At 36.8% G+C, this 19,060-nt stretch carries 15 protein-coding genes; all 15 read left to right on the forward strand.

Translation table 11 applies throughout. The features are described 5' to 3' along the window. Window positions 1–97: 97 nt before the first annotated feature. The 15 genes from O0931_RS13550 (at window position 98) to O0931_RS13620 (ending at window position 19,031) form a co-directional block, all read left to right on the forward strand. Window positions 98–1,258 carry a hypothetical protein gene (locus O0931_RS13550; RefSeq protein ID WP_269416110.1) on the forward strand — a complete coding sequence of 387 codons (1,161 nt, stop codon included), beginning with the start codon at window positions 98–100 and terminating at the stop codon, window positions 1,256–1,258. Between the two features lie 922 nt (window positions 1,259–2,180). Then, on the forward strand, window positions 2,181–3,233 hold the full coding sequence (rfbB, locus tag O0931_RS13555; RefSeq protein WP_269416111.1) for a dTDP-glucose 4,6-dehydratase: 1,053 nt from the start codon (window positions 2,181–2,183) through the stop codon (window positions 3,231–3,233). Further along, the gene (gene rfbC / locus O0931_RS13560) at window positions 3,233–3,775 is read left to right on the forward strand and encodes a dTDP-4-dehydrorhamnose 3,5-epimerase (RefSeq protein WP_269416112.1); all 543 of its coding nucleotides are present in this window, start codon (window positions 3,233–3,235) and stop codon (window positions 3,773–3,775) included. Before rfbB ends, rfbC begins: the two co-directional genes overlap by 1 nt. A 1-nt stretch (window position 3,776) precedes the next feature. Next, window positions 3,777–4,634 carry a dTDP-4-dehydrorhamnose reductase gene (gene rfbD, locus O0931_RS13565; RefSeq protein ID WP_269416113.1) on the forward strand — a complete coding sequence of 286 codons (858 nt, stop codon included), beginning with the start codon at window positions 3,777–3,779 and terminating at the stop codon, window positions 4,632–4,634. 126 nt (window positions 4,635–4,760) lie between these two features. Beyond that, window positions 4,761–5,621 (forward strand): glucose-1-phosphate thymidylyltransferase RfbA, encoded by an 861-nt coding sequence (gene rfbA / locus O0931_RS13570; RefSeq protein ID WP_269416114.1) that lies wholly within the window; start codon window positions 4,761–4,763, stop codon window positions 5,619–5,621. 1,135 nt (window positions 5,622–6,756) lie between these two features. After that, window positions 6,757–7,392 (forward strand): DUF6266 family protein, encoded by a 636-nt coding sequence (locus tag O0931_RS13575; protein ID WP_269416115.1) that lies wholly within the window; start codon window positions 6,757–6,759, stop codon window positions 7,390–7,392. A gap of 66 nt (window positions 7,393–7,458) precedes the next feature. Next, window positions 7,459–8,742, forward strand: a complete 1,284-nt coding sequence (locus O0931_RS13580; protein WP_269416116.1) for a nucleotide sugar dehydrogenase — start codon at window positions 7,459–7,461, stop codon at window positions 8,740–8,742. A gap of 87 nt (window positions 8,743–8,829) precedes the next feature. Further along, window positions 8,830–9,981, forward strand: a complete 1,152-nt coding sequence (gene gmd, locus O0931_RS13585; protein ID WP_269416117.1) for a GDP-mannose 4,6-dehydratase — start codon at window positions 8,830–8,832, stop codon at window positions 9,979–9,981. 288 nt (window positions 9,982–10,269) lie between these two features. Further along, complete coding sequence (locus tag O0931_RS13590) at window positions 10,270–11,019, forward strand: tyrosine-protein phosphatase (RefSeq protein ID WP_269416118.1); 750 nt, start codon at window positions 10,270–10,272, stop codon at window positions 11,017–11,019. Between the two features lie 180 nt (window positions 11,020–11,199). After that, window positions 11,200–13,734, forward strand: a complete 2,535-nt coding sequence (locus O0931_RS13595) for an SLBB domain-containing protein (RefSeq protein ID WP_269416119.1) — start codon at window positions 11,200–11,202, stop codon at window positions 13,732–13,734. Window positions 13,735–13,739: 5 nt separating this feature from the next. Then, window positions 13,740–14,804 (forward strand): GumC domain-containing protein, encoded by a 1,065-nt coding sequence (locus O0931_RS13600; protein ID WP_269416120.1) that lies wholly within the window; start codon window positions 13,740–13,742, stop codon window positions 14,802–14,804. Between the two features lie 5 nt (window positions 14,805–14,809). Further along, window positions 14,810–16,258, forward strand: coding sequence for a flippase (locus tag O0931_RS13605; RefSeq protein WP_269416121.1), 1,449 nt, complete (start codon window positions 14,810–14,812; stop codon window positions 16,256–16,258). Then, window positions 16,255–17,082, forward strand: coding sequence for a DUF5672 family protein (locus O0931_RS13610; RefSeq protein WP_269416122.1), 828 nt, complete (start codon window positions 16,255–16,257; stop codon window positions 17,080–17,082). The genes O0931_RS13605 and O0931_RS13610 overlap by 4 nt, the downstream gene beginning before the upstream one ends. Before the next feature lie 30 nt (window positions 17,083–17,112). After that, entirely contained in the window at window positions 17,113–18,090 is a 978-nt protein-coding gene (locus O0931_RS13615; RefSeq protein WP_269416123.1) for a glycosyltransferase, read from the forward strand. Beyond that, window positions 18,087–19,031 (forward strand): glycosyltransferase family 2 protein, encoded by a 945-nt coding sequence (locus tag O0931_RS13620; protein ID WP_269416124.1) that lies wholly within the window; start codon window positions 18,087–18,089, stop codon window positions 19,029–19,031. The genes O0931_RS13615 and O0931_RS13620 overlap by 4 nt, the downstream gene beginning before the upstream one ends. Window positions 19,032–19,060 lie beyond the last annotated feature (29 nt).

The following is a 19,060-nucleotide window of genomic DNA, read 5'->3' on the forward strand; positions in this document are numbered from 1 at the left end:
ATAAGTAAAATGAATTTATATTCGTTTTACTAATTTTATTAGTATATTCGTATAAGTGATACGCAAGATAATAAATTGTACAATAAACTTAATGATTATGAATAAAGACAATACGAATAATTTGCAGGCACATTCCTATTTAAATTTTTGTAAAACATTTTTTGAATTGCGAACAGTTGAAAATCATTTATTGCTTCTGGAAGAACTGATGGATTTAATTACAAATGAACATGCTTGCTCAAAAAAAATGATTCATGCCGATGCATATATTATTTATCAGTTTTACACCGAACTTTTTGAACTGGCTTTTCAATTTAAACAACACCTGGATAAAGAACATGCGCATATCAGTATCTGCGTAAATACGAGTTATCTGGAATATGAAAAACAGCGTTTTACGTATACTTTTCAATACCTTAACCAGCAAGAACTGATTAATCCATTGCTAGCGCTTAGTTTTCTGAAGGAGGAAATAGTAACTGCTTACAAAAGTACGCTATACGAATGGATGGGGCAATTACTGAACCACAATACAGAAAATTGCAACGGTAAAATATATTTTCCGCTTTACCATAATACCAGAAAATTGATTGAACTGAGCTGGCTGATTTACAACCGTGTTTTAGAACATCAGGCTATTGATAAGCCGATGGCCGTCAGAAGATTTGAAGATACCTGCCCCTTATTATTGGTCCGGGCAAACCAGTTGGATCCTTACCTGGAGGTGGAGTCTTTTTTTAATGGCGCAAGTTTGGGCTATTATAAGTTTGAACTCCGATGCTGGTTTAAAACTGCGCTTACCGAAAATATGGGAGTGGAAAAGCATGGTAACCTGATTTACTTTCATAACCAGTTAATTCAGCTGCTGCATGCCGGGTATTTAATTGTCACCAATAACATCAAATATATAAGCACAACTCATTATTCATCAACAGGTGAAACATTTAAAGATTGGATAAATGATATTAAAGGGCAAAAAATTGAGGAGGGTAATGGTATCCCCGGCAGTTATGAGGTTAATGTGCTATCAGAAGCCGAAATTGGAAACCCGTTATTTTACCTCAAACAGATTTTAACCCTTAAACGTATTGAGGAAATCAGGTATGGCTTACAGGAATGGATTTATTGCGCATTTAATGGGAATAGTAGTATTGCTACAATGGATGCGAAGTATGTGTTTAATTTATATGAGGAACTTGAAAAAATCCTGGAGATGCTTTTCCTGTTAATAGCCGGAGAAGAAGCTGGAAAAAATTAGAAGATAATACGGTTTACTGCTGATAAAAAACCATGTTTATATATTTAACGTTTGATTTAAGTTCTCAGCTAAGATATAGATATTGCAAACTGTCTATGTGCCACTTCAAAAGCTTTTATTTATTCGATATGTAACGCCCTCTCCTCCGGGGAGGTTTGGGGCTCCTACAACTGCTGAAAAATAAAGAAGAAGCCCTCCGGCGGCTGACCTGTACCGATTTTCATCGGTAGCCGAGGTGAGATGGTGTAGAGGGAAATGATAAATCAGAATTTACTAAAAGCATTAAGATTCGCGCCTGCCTGCGGTCAATGTCATTAAGTTAAGGAGATAAAAATAAGTACTATCCTTAGGGCTAATTTATTTCATGAAAATCAATGTAAATGACATTGCTATTCCACATTCCCCTCTTTCAGAGGGGTGCCCGCAGGGCGGGGTGTTTTATTTGTCCTGGCCGGACAGGCTTTTTTCTTTTGGCAACAAAAGAAACAAAATTGCCGGCTGAAAATTTTTGTATTTAAGATTGTGCTTTGGCTTGGATAGTGCATCCCCAAAAATTTGTTAGGCCGGTTTAAAGCGGAACGGAGAAACAGTGCTTTGGCCTTATAAAACGTAAATATACATAGTTCATAATTTGATGTATTTCAATAAGTTAAAAAATAACGTCAATGGTAGCTTAGTCGAAGGACAATTATTTTTGTTTTCGAGTGCCGAAAAAGGTCTTCGACAGGCTCAGACTGACAGCATTTTTTCTTAATTTAATGACATTGTGCCTGCGGTAGGCATGCGCGAGAAGGACGGCTTGATGCATGCAATAACACTATACCGTTTCTTAATAAGAGAATTTATAAAATTAAAACATTGGTTTTTAATTTTAACTGTCTTATTTTAGCAGATTGAAAATCGTTTATCCTTAATAAGTAAAGTGAAAAAAATTCTGATTACCGGTGGTGCCGGCTTCATCGGCTCTCATGTGGTTCGCCGTTTTGTAAATAACTATCCTCAATACGAAATTGTAAACCTGGATAAATTAACCTATGCAGGTAATCTTGCAAATTTGACGGATATTGAAAACAAGCCGAATTATCGTTTTGTAAAAGAGGATATTACGGATGCTGCTGCCATGAACGAATTGTTTAAAGCAGAAAATTTTGATGCGGTTATTCACCTGGCTGCAGAAAGCCATGTAGACCGATCAATTACAGACCCTACCGCTTTTGTGATAACCAATGTAATCGGCACAGTTAATTTATTAAATGCAGCACGCGAATACTGGAAAGGCGATTACGATAAAAAGCGTTTTTATCATGTAAGTACCGATGAGGTGTATGGTGCACTGGGTGAAGAAGGCATGTTTACCGAAACGACAGCTTACGATCCACACAGTCCTTATTCTGCATCGAAGGCAAGTTCCGACCATTTTGTAAGGGCTTACCACGATACTTATGGAATGGATTGTGTCATTTCCAATTGCTCAAATAATTATGGTTCGCATCATTTTCCGGAGAAATTAATTCCTTTAGCAATTAATAACATTAAAAACAATAAGCCTGTACCGGTATATGGAAAGGGCGAAAATGTTCGCGATTGGTTATGGGTGGAAGATCATGCCCGTGCAATTGATGTCATTTTCCATCATTCGAAAACCGGTGATACGTATAATATAGGCGGACATAACGAATGGAAAAATATTGATTTAATTAACCTGCTTTGTACCATAATGGATCAGAAATTAGGTCGTGAAGCCGGGGAATCCGCTAAGTTAATTACGTATGTTACTGACAGGGCAGGGCACGATTTACGTTACGCAATTGATTCTTCCAAATTACAAAAGCAATTGGATTGGGTACCAAGTTTACAATTTGAAGAAGGTCTGGCAAAAACGGTCGACTGGTACCTTCAAAATGAAGACTGGTTAAACAATGTTACTTCAGGGAATTATCAGTCCTATTACGAACAGCAATACCACGGCAAATAATGGAGATTCAGGAAACAGGATTAAAAGACTGTGTAATTATTAAACCAAGGGTTTTCGAAGATACGAGAGGCTATTTTTTCGAAAGTTTTAATAAAAATACTTTTGAAGCAAAAACGGGTTTATCCGGAAATTTTGTACAGGATAACGAATCTTTTTCTTCTTATGGCGTAATCAGGGGTTTGCATGCGCAATCTGGTGAGCATGCCCAGGCCAAACTGGTTCGGGTTTTAAAGGGCGAGGTATTAGATGTTGCCGTAGATGCCCGTCCTGGTTCGCCTACATACGGGAAACACATTTCTGTAAAACTAAGTGCCGAAAATCATTTGCAACTTTATGTTCCGAGAGGCTTTCTTCACGGTTTCTCCGTATTGAGTGAAACTGCTGAGTTTTTTTACAAGTGTGATAATTTCTATAATAAAGCTTCAGAACTGGGCGTAATTTATAATGACGCAGATTTAGCTATCGATTGGATGATTCCTGAAGATAAAGCAGCTGTATCAGAAAAAGATTTAATTCTAAATACCTTTTCTTCGTTAAAATAATATGAGCAAAATACTCGTAATTGGTGCAGGTGGCCAACTTGGACAATGTCTTAAAACCGTTGCTGAAAGACGGGGTATTTCTGATATCATTTTCCCTGTTGAAAAGGAAGCAAATATTTTAGATGCAGACTTATTAAATAAATTACTGGAAAGAGAAAAACCAGCTTTTGTAATTAACTGCGCGGCCTATACCGCTGTTGATAAGGCCGAAGATGAAGTTCAATTGTCAAAGGCTGTTAATGAAACGGGTGCAGGTTATTTAGCTGCCGCCTGCGAGGCAAATTCAGTCACTTTAATTCATGTTTCTACAGATTTCGTTTTTGAAGGAAACGAGGTGAAGCTTTTAAAGGAAGAAGATGAGGCAAATCCGATAAATGTATATGGCGTTACTAAGCTAGATGGAGAAAAAGCAGTAACAGCTGTTCTGGAAAAACATTTTATTATTCGTACCAGCTGGTTGTATTCAGAATATGCCAATAACTTCGTAAAAACGATGTTAAAGTTTGGTGCCGAACGTGATGAACTCAACATTATTGCTGATCAGGTTGGTACCCCAACTTATGCTATAGATTTAGCAAATGCAATTTTCGATATTATTGATTCGGGAAATGAAAATTATGGCATCTATCATTACAGTAACGAAGGCGTAACTTCATGGTTCGATTTTGCGAAAGCCATATTTGATATTAGTAGAACCAATGTTAATGCAAATCCAATCCCAGGCTCGGCCTATCCCACCAAAGCAAAACGCCCGGCATTTTCTGTAATGGATAAAACAAAAATAAAAAATACATTTGGCCTGACTATTCCTTATTGGAGAGATAGTCTTATTGAATGTATACATCAGCTAAAAGGCTAATGTTTAACTGTTTAATCGTTAAATTGTTTTAATGGAAAATAATAATAAAAAGATATAATTGAAGGTTAAATATTATCGGTTATACAGTTAACCGATTCTGCAAATAACCGCTTAAACAAATAAATAATGAAAGGTATAATTTTAGCTGGTGGCAGCGGAACACGTTTACATCCATTAACCTTAGCTTGCAGTAAGCAAATGATGCCGGTTTATGATAAGCCGATGATCTATTATCCTTTATCTACTTTGATGCTTGCAGGGATAAAAGAAATTTTAATTATTTCTACACCTCATGATTTGCCAAATTTTGAAAAATTATTAGGCGATGGCGCTTCATTAGGCTGTAAATTTAGTTATGCCGTGCAAGCCGAACCAAACGGTCTGGCACAAGCCTTTGTTATTGGCGAAGAATTTATCGGAAAAGATAAGGTTGCATTGGTTTTAGGCGATAACATTTTCCACGGTGATGGCATGGCCAAATTATTACAGGCCAGCTCTGATCCGGAAGGAGGCGTTGTTTTTGCTTACCAGGTTTCTGACCCGGAGCGCTACGGAGTTGTAGAATTTGATGCCGATAAAAACGCCATTTCCATTGAAGAAAAGCCTGAAAAGCCTAAATCTGATTACGCTGTACCAGGATTGTATTTTTATGACAACGAAGTTGTCGAAATTGCGAAAAATATCAAGCCTTCTCCAAGAGGCGAATATGAAATTACAGATATCAATAAAGTTTACCTGGAAAGAGGCACTTTAAAAGTTGGTGTGCTGAGCCGCGGAACAGCCTGGCTGGATACCGGAACCTTTACGTCATTAATGCAGGCCGGGCAGTTCGTTCAGATTATTGAAGAGCGTCAGGGTTTAAAAATCGGGTGTATCGAAGAAATTGCCTATCGCATGGGTTTTATAAATTCAGAACAGCTAAGGGCAATCGCAACCCCGCTCGTTAAAAGCGGTTATGGCGCTTACTTGCTGAAGCAAATTAAATAGCCTGATTAAAAGGCCATATTAAATATTCAATCTGTACTGAGGGTGTAATTTATTTCATAAAAATTACGATGAGTTAAAGGTGAAAGCAAGAGAAATAAAACTTTCTCTTGCTTTCGTCATTGCGAGACACTAAGCCTGCCTACCGCAGCTACCGTGTGGACACAAATTATTAAAGTTTTTTTTCCGCTCTTTGCCGCGGGGCATCAAACATTTTTCATTGTTTGTTTATGTTTTAAAATGGTATTCAAGCTTGCTGCGCAGGTTGAAGCATCAAAAGTATGCAAAAATGCTTTGTCAATCCAGCTAGGGGGCTTCCGCACTATCTTATACACATCAAAAAAACAGCGGCACTTTGTTTTGTTCGTTACTGCTAATTGAATGATTTTGCTAAACCTGAACACAAAACCACTGCGTTTGAGGTTTGGCAGTGCAAGATGTTCTATCCTGCAACTGTTTTTTTGATTATCCACCCCTTGGGATTGACGGCGTCCTTCGGTAAAACCTGTTGGATATGTAAGTCAGTCAGCGAAATGCCTAAAAAACCGTTTCAAAAAGATGTGTCCACATGATAGCTACCGCACGCAGGGAATCTTAATGCGATCGCTATAAACATATTATTTTAAGATTGCTTCGTGCCTCGCAATGACGACCTTTTATTAGCTTTTGGAAGGACTTGCAAAAGCTAATTAAGGCGTTTCGACAAGCTCAACGTGACATTTTCTTTAGGACTATTAATTTATCAGGAAAGCTTCTTTTTAGAAGCATGATGCAAAATATCAGATTTCCATGGGTTCCTCATATTTACAACCTTCCTGCAGTCAAAAAATGAATGAACATATTGTAAACCAAATACAGTAACGCCAAATCAATTGTAAACAAATAACAGCAACAAGACTTTCTATTGTAAACTTATTCCAGTATAGGACAGGCCGAAATGATAACTTACAAAATTACAACATAATATATATTATAACGGAGTTCCGACGAGGTTAGGTCGGGGTTCAGTCGGACTTATGACAATTATACCCGACTAAACTCCGTCGTAAATTCGAGTAATAAGTGACTTAATCCTTGCTTATTTGTACAATTTTACTTAGATTGGTACTAATCATCTCCTAATTTAATCTTAAGAATTATGGCTATATTAAATGAAGGAATTAACGGAGGCTTTACCGGAAAGGTGGGCAGCGTTATCGGCTACCGGCTCAATGGTAAATGGGTAGTCAGAGGATTGCCCAAAGTAAGTAAAAAAAATAAAATCGGTAGTGCCGAACAAAAACGCAGCCGGGCGAAATTTACGATAATGCAGCAGTTTTTATCAGTCATGCTTCCATACATCAGGATTGGTTTTAATCTTGAAGCTAAACTCCGGAACATCTCTGCACACAACGCGGCGAAATCTTATAACTTAATACATGCCTTTACAGATAAAGATGAGCTTGACTATACAAAAATAGTGCTGACCAAAGGCAATTTGCCCGGCGCCGAATCACCACTTGTAAAAACGGTAGAAAACGGCCTGTTGTTTAACTGGGTATTTTCCAAACCGGCAAATTCCATAATGGCGGATGACCAGGTGATGCTCATGGCCTACCAGGCAGAAAGCAACCAGACGGTATGTATGTACAGCGGTGCAAGAAGAAAAAGCGGTGCTGAGATTTTGGAGATTGGACAACCCACCGGCCTGGCTTATCACGCCTGGATTTCCTTCGTGTCTGACAATCGCACGGCCATCTCGACCAGCCAATATTTGGGTACCTGTGTTTTCTAATATGCACATTTGCTGCCCGTGCCTATTCGGTGATTTTTCTATCTTTACCCGCTGCACTTTAAATTCATGGATAGGAAAAAACATATTGCAATAATTGGACTAGGCTACGTGGGTTTGCCGTTGGCAATTGAATTTGCCAAAAAATATTCCGTTATCGGATTTGATACCAATGAAAAGCGTGTTAACGAATTAAAAAATGGTTTCGATAGTACTAAAGAAGCCAATTTAGAAGATCTTAAATTGGTTTTGACTGATTCAGCTGGTGATAAAGGATTAAAATTCAGTTCGAGCCTTCCGGATATCAGTTCATGTACGATTTTTATTGTTACCGTTCCGACGCCTATTGATCACCTTAAGCGACCGGATTTGGTGCCTTTGTTAACAGCTTCAAAAATGCTGGGCATTGTACTGAAAAAAGGAGATATCGTCATTTACGAATCGACCGTTTACCCGGGTTGTACCGAAGAAGATTGTGTGCCTGTTCTGGAGCAGATTTCCGGACTAAAGTATAACGAAGATTTTTTCTGCGGCTATTCACCGGAACGTATTAACCCAGGCGATAAAATAAATACGCTTACAAAAATTAAAAAAGTTACTTCGGGCTCTACGCCGGCTGTAGCCGCTCAAATTAATGAATTGTATGCCAGCATTATTAGTGCAGGCACGCATTTAGCACCGAGCATAAAAGTTGCCGAAGCTTCCAAAGCGATAGAAAATGCCCAGCGTGATGTGAACATCTCTTTTGTTAATGAACTGGCTTTAATTTTTGATAAAATGCAGATAGACACAGCAGATGTGCTTGCTGCTGCCGCTACCAAATGGAATTTTTTAAATTACAAACCGGGTTTAGTTGGCGGGCATTGCATCGGGGTAGATCCTTATTACCTTGCACATAAATCAGAAGCTTTGGGTTACAAACCTGAGGTTATTTTATCCGGTCGCCGGGTAAATGATAACATGGGGATGTTTGTTGCCAATAAAGTGCTGAAAATGATGGTGGCGCACGATAAAGCCATAAAAAATGCTAAAGTATTGATATTGGGATTTGCTTTTAAAGAGAATTGCCCCGATGTAAGGAATACCCGGGTAATCGACATTTATAAAGAACTCAAATCATTTTCTATAGCGGTTGATATTTACGATCCATGGGCAGATTCATCAATCGTGAAAGCGGAATACAATATCCCCCTATTAGATAAGGTTCCTTCAACTGCTTATGACGCTGTAATTTTAGCGGTAGCACACCAGAAGTTTCTGGACTTAGATTTTGCTGCTTTTAAATTAAATGGCGCAATCATATTTGATACAAAATCTTTTATTGATCGTAATGTAGTTGATGCCAGATTGTAAGAAGAAATCATATTCATGCAAATAGAATCATTTAATTACGCAAAAATTATTCAGTATGTTTGCGAACATAATATCTATGAATAATTTATGAAAGTTGCACTTATTACTGGTATCACCGGACAAGATGGGGCTTATTTAGCTGAATTCTTACTAAAAAAAGGCTATTTCGTTCACGGCATTAAAAGAAGAAGTTCGTTGTTCAATACTGACCGAATCGATCATTTATACCAGGACCAGCATGAAAGTAATGTTCATTTCAAATTACATTATGGCGATTTAACGGATTCAACCAACTTAATCAGAATTATTCAGGAAACCCAGCCCGATGAGATTTACAATTTGGGCGCAATGAGCCATGTTATGGTGTCCTTTGATTCTCCCGAATATGTAGCAAATGTAGACGGGATAGGAACCTTACGAATTTTAGAAGCTGTGCGAATTTTAGGATTGGAGAAAAAGACCAGAATTTATCAGGCTTCCACTTCAGAGTTATATGGCGGAATGCCTGAAAATAAAAACGAAAAGGGTTTTTATGATGAAAACTCCCCTTTTTACCCCCGTTCACCGTATGGGGTAGCTAAAATATATGGCTTCTGGATTACCAAAAATTACCGTGAGGCCTACAATATGTTTGCTTGTAATGGAATTCTTTTTAATCATGAGAGTCCATTGAGAGGCGAAACCTTTGTAACCAGAAAAATTACCAGAGCTACGGCTAAAATTGCTTTAGGACTTCAGGGATGTTTATATCTGGGTAATTTATCTGCTCAACGAGATTGGGGGCATGCCAAGGATTATATCGAGGCGATGTGGTTAATTCTTCAGCAAGAAAAGGCAGAGGATTTTGTGATTGCAACAGGAGTAACAACAACTGTACGGGATTTTGTAAGAATGAGTTTTGCAGAATTGGGTATAGAGGTTGAATTTTCGGGTAAAGACGAAAATGAAAAGGGCGTTATTATCGATGTTGATGAAGAAAGGGCAATAAGCTTTGGCCTGAACCTTAATGCGCTTAAACCAGGGTTAACGGTTGTAAGGGTTGATCCGAAATATTTTAGACCTACTGAAGTCGATTTGCTTTTGGGCGATCCAACTAAATCGAAAACTCAGTTGGGCTGGGTGCCAAAGTATGATTTACCAGCATTAGTTAAAGATATGGTACAATCTGATTTGGTGCTAATGAAAAAAGATGAATATTTGAGCAAAAGTGGCTTTAAAACCCTTAATTATTTTGAGTAGAAAACGAAAAATTCAGTTTTATTGCTTATTTTTTTTGGTTTATTGGTTTACTTTTAAAATTTATTAGCTTTCTTTATTTTTAATGATTCTATTTTTTGTTTTTTTTTGAAAAATGAATAAATCGGAGTATTTTTAAATATATAATTCATTTCTTTTAAATAACGTATACATCTCAACCTATAAAAATAGATTTAAACAACAAATTGGATGATATTTGTTCTTGCTGTTTAATCAATGTATATATAGTTTATTATTAAGTTATCGTTCGCCCCGAAATCCTTTAATCATATGTTGAGTTTTTTTAATAAGAAAAAGAAAGTTACTGATATCTCCTGGTTGGGAATAGATATGCATTCACACATCTTACCAGGTATTGACGATGGTTCTCCTGATGTTCAAACTTCTTTACGATTCGTTAAAGCATTTGAAGAATTGGGCTTTGACCGAATTATCTGTACACCTCATATTTACAAAGAGCTTTATCCAAATGATAAAGAAACTATCGGGGCAGCAAAAGACTTGCTGCTTGATGAGATGCAAAAAAACAGTGTTTCTTTAAAATTAGATGCAGGCGCTGAGTACATGATTAACCAGGATTTCGATATTTCTGCCCCACTTTGCTCATTAAGCGATAAGCATTTATTAATCGAGATGTCTTATTTAACAGAAAGCCCGAATATCAGTCAAACTATATTCGATTTAGAAATTAAAGGTTTTCAGCCCATATTAGCCCATCCCGAACGATATACTTTTTATTTTAAAGATAAAAGCAGGTTAAAAAGATTTAAAGAAAAGGGATGTTTACTACAGTTAAATCTATTGTCTGTACTAGGTTATTATGGTAAGGATGTTAAACATCTTGCTGAAATGCTGCTTTCAGAAAAGTTGTATGATTTAGCGGGGACCGACCTCCACCATGAAAAACATCTTAGCACACTAACTGATGCCGTTCAATCCGGAAGGTTGTACGATGTTTTAGGAAATTATGAATTTAAGAATAAAGAGCTTTTTAATCAAAATCTTAATATAGACGTATAGAATCCTGTCGTTTTTTATATAAATAATTAATAGGCTTAATTTCTTAAATGCCTAGCTACGCCCTTTCCTATCAAATGAAATAATTTTGTACTTTTACGAACAATAATTTTAGCGCATATAATGAAATATCTGATTTGATAATTTTGTATTCCAAATCAAATATTCATAACCTATCTAAACATGAATTTTAAAAAGTTAGTCGCAGCCCTGCTGTTTTTTTGTGCCATCATCATTTCTCAACAAGCATTTTCTCAAACTAATTATGCTGATATTAAAGTTGATGAACTGTCTGATGCCAAAATAAGGGAGCTGATGCAAAGGGCTGAATCTATTGGTTATACAGATGCACAGCTGGAACAGCTTGCTGCCGCGCAAGGGATGCCTGCAACTGAAATAGAGAAATTAAGAACCAGGGTAGAGAAAATAAGAAAAGCTGACGGTGTAAATGGTTCTGGAAATGGAACAGATGCCAGTGCAAAAACTGCGTCTGATATGAATAGAAGCCGCACCTCAACTCAAAAAACTTTAATGGATAGTTTGAAAAAGGTTTCCAATCAGGATGGTAATTCATTATTGAATCAGGAAAGACAAAAGCTTAAGGAATCTTTTGGAGGACGTAGCACAAAGATTTTTGGTTCAGACTTATTCTTTAATGTAAATCAAACTTTTGAACCAAATTTAAGGATGGCTACGCCAAAAAGCTATATAATTGGTCCGGACGATGAATTGTTAATAGATATTACGGGAGATAATGAAGCAAATTATAAGTTAAAAGTTAGCCCGGATGGTACCATTCGAATTCAATATGCCGGTTTAGTAGCCGTTGGCGGGTTAACAATAGAACAAGCTATTTCTAAAATTCGTACGAGACTTTCATCTACCTATCCAGGCATCAAAAGTGGCAGAACAAGCGTAGCTGTAAACCTGGGAAATATTCGCAGTATACAGGTAACAGTTACCGGTGAGGCTGTTAAATCCGGTACCTATACGGTTTCTTCATTATCGCCGGTATTTAATGTACTTTATCAATCAGGAGGGCCAAATATTAATGGGTCGTTCCGTAAGATTGAGGTTATCAGAAATAATAAAGTTGTTTCTAAAATTGATGTTTATGATTTGTTAATAAACGGCATTCAAAAAGGAAATATCAGACTTCAAGATCAGGATGTAATTAATGTACCAGTTTATGATACAAGAGTTGAATTGTCTGGCGAGGTTAAAAGACCTGCGTCATACGAGATGCTGCCAAATGAAACACTTGCAGATGCAATACGTTTTGCCGGCGGATTCTCTAATAAGGCATACTCGGCACAAATTAAGGTGCTTCAGAATACAAACAGGGAAAGAAAAATAATTGACGTTTCAGAATCTGATTTTGGAATCTATAAACCAAAAAATGGTGATACCTATATAGTGGAAGCTATTTTAGATCGCTTTGAAAACCGTGTTGAAATTAACGGAGCCGTTTTTCGCCCAGGCCAGTACGAGCTTGAGAGCGGTTTAACTTTAAAATCGCTAATCAAAAAAGCGGATGGAGTTAAAGAAGATGCATTTTTAAATCGTGCTTATATCTCCAGATTAAATGCGGATAACAGCCAGAACTTACTTTCATTTGATGTAACCAAACTTTTAGACGGTTCAATTCCTGATATTAAACTTCAAAGGGAAGATAAGATAACCATTAACTCTATTTTCGACTTACGCGAAGAATATAAGGTAACTATTCAAGGTGAAGTAAGAGATCCGGGAACATTTGCTTATGCTGATAACATGAATTTAGAGTCTTTAATTCAAATGGCTGGAGGTTTTAAAGAAGGTGCGACACCTAACCGAATTGAGATTTCAAGAAGAATAAAAAACAGTGATGCAACATCTGCATCGGCGCAAACGGCTGAAGTTTTTACAGTTAACGTTGATCGTGATTTAAAGATACAAGACCAGGGTTTTACTTTGAAACCATTTGATATCGTATCTATTCGTAATTCGGAAAGCTACCACATTCAGCGTCAGATAAAGTTAGAAGGCGAAGTACTCTATCCGGGAGTTTATACCATCATCAAGAAGGATGAAAGGGTGTCTGATCTGATTGAACGGGCCGGTGGACTGAGTCCGCTCGCTTATGTTGAAGGGGCATCATTAAGAAGAAAAGGTGGTTTTGATTCGAAAGCGATGGATGCGGCCGAAATTCAGCGAGAAGAAAGAGAAAAGCTCTTAAATCTGCAAAGATTAAAACAATCAGGCGCCAGGGATACCACTAGCCTAGATAAAGATTTGCAAATTTTAAGGAGTGATTTGGTTGGCATCGATTTAAAGAAAATTATGGATAAACCTTTATCCAGATATGATCTGATTGTAGAAGATGGAGATGTTATCAGAGTACCCAAGGAACTGCAAACGGTTAGGGTTACAGGCGAAGTTTTAAAACCAAATAGTATTGTTTATACAAAAGGAAAAAGCTTTACCGGCTACATTAGCGGTTCAGGAGGTTTTAGTTATAATGCCTATAAAAAAGGTGCTTTCATTGTGTATTCTAACGGTTCTGTAGCGGCAAACAGAAAGTTTCTGTTCTTCAATAATTTCCCGCAGGTTAAGCCAGGCTCAGAGATTTTTGTGCCTAAACGAGCTGAAAGAGAGAAAATAGGGATTGCTGGTTTGGTTGGTATTTCAACAGCTGTGGCTTCAATCGCTGCAATTATTGTTTCTTTATTACGATAAATACTATGTCTGAAAATAATAGTCGGGAAATTACCGTAAGAGAATTAGTACTTAAACTATATGATTGGTTCAATTATTTAAAATCTAAATGGACTATTTTGATACTAGCCTGCATTTGTGGGGTGGTTTTAGGTTATTTTTATTCAACCTATAAAAAGCCTTTATATGTAGCTGTGAGTACTTTTGCTTTGGAAGATTCGGACAGTGGGGGTGCACTCGGTCAGTTTGGTGGTTTAGCTTCTATGATCGGGGTAGATTTAGGCGGTTCCGGTAATAGCGGTATCTTTCAGGGGGATAATCTTATTGAATTATATAAATCCAGAAAGATGATTCAGGAAGCTTTACTCGCTGAAAATATATTTAATGGGAAAAGACAGTCCTTAATTAACAGATATGTTGAATTTAACAATCTAAAAGCGCAATGGGCTAACAATCCGGTTTTAAAAAATCTGAATTTTAAACCAACAAATAACCTTAAACTATTAAGAGCACAGGATAGTGTTTTAGGCGAGGTTGTTAAAGAAATTGGGAAAACTAGTTTAGTTGTTACCAAACCAGATAAAAAACTTAGCATCATTAAAGTTCAGGTTACTTCAAAAGACGAGCTTTTTTCTAAAGCCTTTAACGATCAGATAGTGAAAAATGTGAATGAGTTTTATGTAAATACCAAAACAAAGAAATCGACCCAAAACGTTTCTATTTTACAACATCAAACAGATTCTGTTAAAAGAGAGTTAAATGGGGCTTTATCTGGCGTTGCCGCACTTACTGATGCAAATCCAAATCCCAATCCTGCAAGGCAGATATTACGTGTTCCTTCTCAGCGAAGACAGGTAGACGCACAGGCGAACACTGCTATCTTAACTGAGCTGGTTAAAAACCTCGAGCTTTCTAAAGTTTCACAACGGAAAGAAACACCATTAATCCAGATGATTGACGCACCGATATTACCTTTGCAAAAAGTTGTTACGACTAAAACTAAGGGAATGGTAATTGGTGGTTTTGTTTTCGGATTTTTAATGGCCGGTTTTTTACTTACCCGAAGAGGTTTCAAGTCTATCGTTAGCTAAAGCCTATGTCGGTTTTAAAAAGGAATATCGCATTTAATACCTTATTGTCGATTTCCCAAATCCTTTTTCCACTGGTTACTTTTCCATATGCCTCGAGGGTTTTAGGTCCACAAGCTATGGGGGCTGTAAGTTTTGCAGATAATTTTACCACTTACTTTTTAATTTTTTCTGCCTTGGGAATTCCTTTGTATGGCATAAGGGAAGTAGCTAAGGCCAAGAACAATCCGGAAGCGCTGGGGAAGGTATTTTCAGAATTAATTTTCATTCATTTTTTAACTTCAGTTATTTCGGTAATTGTCTTATTTATAATTAGTTACTTTACACATAGGCTGAGAACAAACTTTGCGCTGTATCAAATAGGTATGGCTGTTCTTATGGGCAATGTGTTTATCGCTGAATGGTTTTTTCAGGGAATAGAGAAATTTAAATACATAGCGCTAAGAACGGTGTTTATCAGAATGTTAACCGTTGCTTTGCTATTTTTACTGGTTCATAGTATTGAAGATAGAAATACCTATTATGCTTTAAATCTGCTCGCGACGATTTTAGCTGCTGTTACAAATATGTATGCCGTGAACAAAATCGTAAAGATTTCATTTAAGCAGCTTTCCTTAAAAAAACATTTGAAACCTTTATTTATTATATTTTCAAACAGTGTTGTAACCACAATCTATTTGGTTTTTGATTCGATTATTTTAGGTTTTCTAACCAGGGATGTAAACGTTGGGTATTACTCCGCGTCTATGAGGATCAGTAAATTGTCATTAGCGATTATTGGCGTGCTTTCTGCAGTTTTATTACCGCGCTTAACAATTGCTTTTCAAAAGGAAGACTTAACCGAGGCTAAATCTTTATTAGCAAAATCGATGAACTTTGTTATTTTTTTAAGTGTGCCAATTGCATTGGGGACCTATTGTTTATCTGAAGAGATTATTTTGCTGTTTGCGGGAAAAAGTTATCTGCCTGCCGTTAGTTCATTGCAGATATTGTGTTTCATTGTAATCTTTGTGGGTATTGCACAAATTTTTAGCCACCAGATTTTGCTTCCCCTCCATCAGGAAAAAAAAATCCTGTATGCATCTCTTTTCGGTGTATTTGTTAGCCTTAGCTTGAATTTCATTTTAATTCCATTTTTGAAACAGGATGGTGCCGCTATAAGTTCGCTCATAACCGAGCTCTGTGTTACCATCGCCTTATTCTTTTACGCATTTAAACTTTTAAACTTTAAGTTTCCGGTTTTGCAGGTCATTCAATCGATGCTCACCTGCATGGCGTTTTTTATTTTTAAATATTTCGTTTTAAAGCTGACGTTAATTCCAATTTTGGTCATTTTATATACAGTTATTCTGTCGGGAATCTTTTATCTTGTTGCACAGTTATTTATTTGGAAAAACAGAAATGTATTGGATATATTGTCTGGTTTCGGCCCGTTAAAATTTTTGCAAAAGATATGATGGACAGGAAAGCATGTATTATAATACCAATGTATCGATTAGATATCAGCGAGTATGAGCAGATATCGATTCAACAATGTTTCCGGATATTAGGCAAACATCCAATCTATTTTGTGATTCCGAAACGTCTTGAAGCATCTGTTCAAAGTATTGAATATATTAAAGAAGGGAAAGCCAGGTACAAAGCCTTCGACGATGCTTTTTTTGATGATATTATGGCTTATAACCGGTTATTGAAATACCCGGGGCTGTATAAGTCTTTTTTGGAATATGAATTCATGCTGATTTATCAACTCGATGCTTTTGTATTTAAAGATGAACTTCATTATTGGTGTAGCCAGGGAAACGATACCATCGGCGCTCCGCTATTTGAAGGCCTTATCTCTGCAAAACCTGATAGTTCTTTAATTGGGCAAGGAAACGGAGGCTTCTGTTTGCGAAATATCCGTAATTGCTATAAAATTGTAACACAGTTCAGGAAATTAAAGTTTACCCGAACGTTTGAAGATGATAATCGTCCGTTTTACATTAACTTTTACCGGTATATAAAACATCAGCTAATCTATATTTATTCAGGTTACCCTTTTCAGCCAATTATTAACGAAGACTTGTTCTGGGCTGAGGTAATTCCCGATAATTTTCCGGATTTTAAAGTCCCAGGTCCGGCGGAAGCCATGAAATTCAGTTTTGAGGTCAATCCGGATATTCTGTTTGAAATGAATCAGAATGAGCTACCATTCGGATGTCATGCATGGTGGAAATACAATCTTGAATTTTGGGTTTCGCATATAAATAAATTCGGCTATAATATTAAGATTAACTAAATTTTATAAAAATTTGCACATTTGTAATCTATGGGAATAAAAATGCGATTGCTGCAATCTAACGATGATGAATACTTTCTTGATTGTATCGATGAATTGTATCGCACCATCGAACAAGATTCAGCAGGGTTTAGCCCTCAACGCATTCTGGTTAGATTTTCCCGTTTTAAAACATTTCTGGTCCGCAAACTGATTCTTTTTCCAAAACTTTTTAAGTTGCAGCCAAAGATTTATGACCGGCAGGTCGTAAACTTTGCATCCATGATTAGTGGAGATTTTAGGTTGTTAATTCCTTCTTCTTTTTCATCATCAAACAATTTTATTTACATGTATGATGTTTGGCCAAGGTTTCATTCCTGGATATTTCCTTTACTTGATTTTTTTAGCGTTAAATATGTTTTTTTCTCTTCGAAACAGGTTTGGGAAATTTTTAATGAAAAATACGGACATATTAAATGTAAAGCGAGCTGGGTTCCGGAAGCATTGATTGCAGGCGATTATAGTTATAAAAGTTATATTGAACGTACTATCGATGTGCTTGAGTTTGGCCGAATGTACGATGAATACCATGAGTTGATAAAGGGCACATTGGCTTTGAATAAAAAGAATCATGTGTACAGAACGCCTGATAAGTATTTTCTTTTTGCTGATAAAGCAGCATTTACTGACGCCTTAGCATCTTCTAAAATAGTAATTTGTGTGCCCTCAAATATTACCAATCCAGAACGATCTGAATTTATTTCTTCAATGACGCTAAGGTATTTGCAAGCCATGGCCTCTAGATGTCTAGTAGTGGGTTCTTTACCATCAGATATGGAAGAGATATTTGGATACAATCCGGTTGTGGAAATCGATATGGAAAATGCGTCATCTCAAATCATTGAGATTCTGGACAACTACGAAAGCTACCTGCCTTTAATTGAAAGAAATTATAAAGAAGTTTTGGCTAAACATCAATGGCAAAACAGATGGACAATTATGAAGGCGAAAATTGAGGAGGTTTTATGAACAAACCTTTAGTCAGCATCATTATTCCTACCTACAACTATGCTAAGCTTATAACAGAAACCCTTGAAAGTGTTTTAGGTCAAAGTTACGATGCCTGGGAGTGTATAATTGTTGATGATGGTTCGACGGATAATACGGAAGACATAGTTAAGGATTTTATTAACTGCCATTCAACATATTCATTTACCTACATCAAAAAAGTTAATGAAGGCACATCTGTTGCCAAGAATACAGGAGTTAACATTGCTGCTGGAAAGTATGTTCAATTTTTGGATGCCGATGATTTGATAAGCGTAGATAAATTAGCGGTTCAGGTTTCACTTCTTGAATCGGGTATCGCCGGTGTAGTCTTTTCAAAATCAGTGTTTTTTACGGATGATAATTCAAGAAGGAAATTAATAGATAGGTACCCAAACGGTTTTTTAGCTGAAGAAACGCTTCATGGTTCTGCTCTTCTAAAGCGAATGGTTAAAAATAATATTGTTACCATAGGCAGTCCGCTGGTAAAAAAGGACATTCTTCTTGAAGCCGGTCTATTTGATACTGAACTGAAAAATAATGAAGATTGGTTGCTTTGGTTTAAGGTTGGTGTAATCTGTAGAAAGTTTGTTTACGACGACAATATTAAGTCATACACCAGCATCAGGGTTCATCATGCAAGTGCGATGAACAATCACTCGAAAATGTTTCAAGGTGAGGTTATTGTTCGGAGGGAGATTGAGTCTGCATTGAGTGGCTCCGAAGCAGATAAGGAATTAGAACAATTGAGGAAGTTGAATTCAGAACTACTTGCCTTACATGAGGTCCGTTCTCTTAATATCGCTAACGGCATGAGATATATTTTAAGTAGTTTTGCTAAAAATCCCGTTGGTGAGTTCAATTTACTTACAAGAGCACTATTTAAATTAGGTGTTAGGATTTATAAAAGTGCAATATCTTAATGGAAAGTAAACCTTATGTATTAATACTT

Source organism: Pedobacter rhodius, from assembly GCF_027213645.1.
In the GTDB taxonomy this organism is placed as follows: domain Bacteria; phylum Bacteroidota; class Bacteroidia; order Sphingobacteriales; family Sphingobacteriaceae; genus Pedobacter; species Pedobacter rhodius.